Source organism: Synechococcus lacustris str. Tous, assembly GCF_003011125.1.
GTDB lineage: Bacteria > Cyanobacteriota > Cyanobacteriia > PCC-6307 > Cyanobiaceae > Synechococcus_D > Synechococcus_D lacustris.
On the sequence record NZ_PXVC01000197.1, the window covers coordinates 1 to 1,242 of the forward strand.

Sequence of the window (1,242 nt, forward strand, 5' to 3'; positions counted from 1 at the left end):
TACCTACCTGGAAGCCGCCATGGCGGGCCGCGCTTCTTTGGCTTGCATCGAAGGGGGGCAAAGCGATTTAATTCAAGCTGGCAAAACTGGTTGGCTGGTGCAACCCAATGTGGATGATCTGCTAATAAGCTTGCAAGCGATTCTTAATAATCTTGGTGAGTTGGCTCGCCGAGGAGCTGCGGCGCAACAATATGCTTCTAATAATTTTGGCTTCCGCAACTTTGAAGAGGCAATCAAAAAAACTACGCAAAATCTCCCATTGCAGGCCTGAGCAATGTGTGGTTTATTTGCTCGTTTTGGCTTGCCTATATCCACTGCCCATCAACAGGCGGTATTAGCTGCTCTTAAGGGCCGCGGCCCCAATGCTCAAGGCAGCCACCTTGAATGTTTAAACGATCAAAATAATAACTGGATTACCCTCCTGCATACACGCCTGGCGATCCAAGATTTATCTCCATTGGGTAAYCAACCAATGGTGTGCCCAGAAGCRAAGCTATGGCTCGTGTTTAATGGTGAAATTTATAASCAGTGGGAACTACGCCARGARTTAGAACGTTGTGGGATTTGTTTCCGTTCAAATAGTGATACGGAGGTGTTATTACATGGYTATCGCCWCTGGGGTGCTGCTTTATGGGGTAAATTAAATGGCATATTTGCAGTTGCTATTTGGGATGGCATKCGCCARGAACTATGCCTTGCAAGGGATAGYTGTGGCGTTAAACCATTGCTTTGGCAGAGGMAAGGARCTGCTGTAACCGTAGCTTCTGAGCTMAGYGCTTTTGAAGCCGCATCCCTCGCCAGTCGCCGCAAACTATCAATTAATGGCCTGCAATCCTATGCACTCTGGGGGGCAGTGGAGGCTCCCTACACCATATTGGAGGGGGTGGAAGTGTTCCCAGCTGGTCACTACGTTATTTGCAACAGCCATACACAACAGGCTCCCCAACCATTTGCAGCACCATTAACGGTCCCTAAGCCCCTAGATGAATTATTAGCCCAGGCTGTTGYYCGCCAGGCAATCGGTAATCAACCGGTTGGTTTATTTCTTAGTGGTGGTTTGGATTCCGGCCTTTTGGCAGCGCTATTACGTAAACATCAACAGGGCCCAATTCATAGCCTTGCCATAGGTTTTGAGCAGTTGCCTGGAGCAGTGGATGAAACAAATCTGGCTGCCCTCACCGCAAATCATTTACAACTAAGCCATCAGCGGGTGTTGATTACAGCCCAGGCATTGGAGGCTGC

The 1,242-nt window shown here is 48.9% G+C and carries 2 protein-coding genes; both read left to right on the plus strand.

Annotated features, from left to right (window positions below; genetic code table 11):
- A partial coding sequence (locus C7K08_RS16215) for a glycosyltransferase (protein WP_341272177.1) occupies positions 1-271 on the plus strand: 271 nt, incomplete at its 5' end.
- A 30-nt stretch (positions 272-301) separates the two neighbouring features.
- Positions 302-1,242, plus strand: a 941-nt coding sequence (locus C7K08_RS14270; protein WP_241537287.1) for an asparagine synthetase B family protein, incomplete at its 3' end; no start/stop codon positions are given.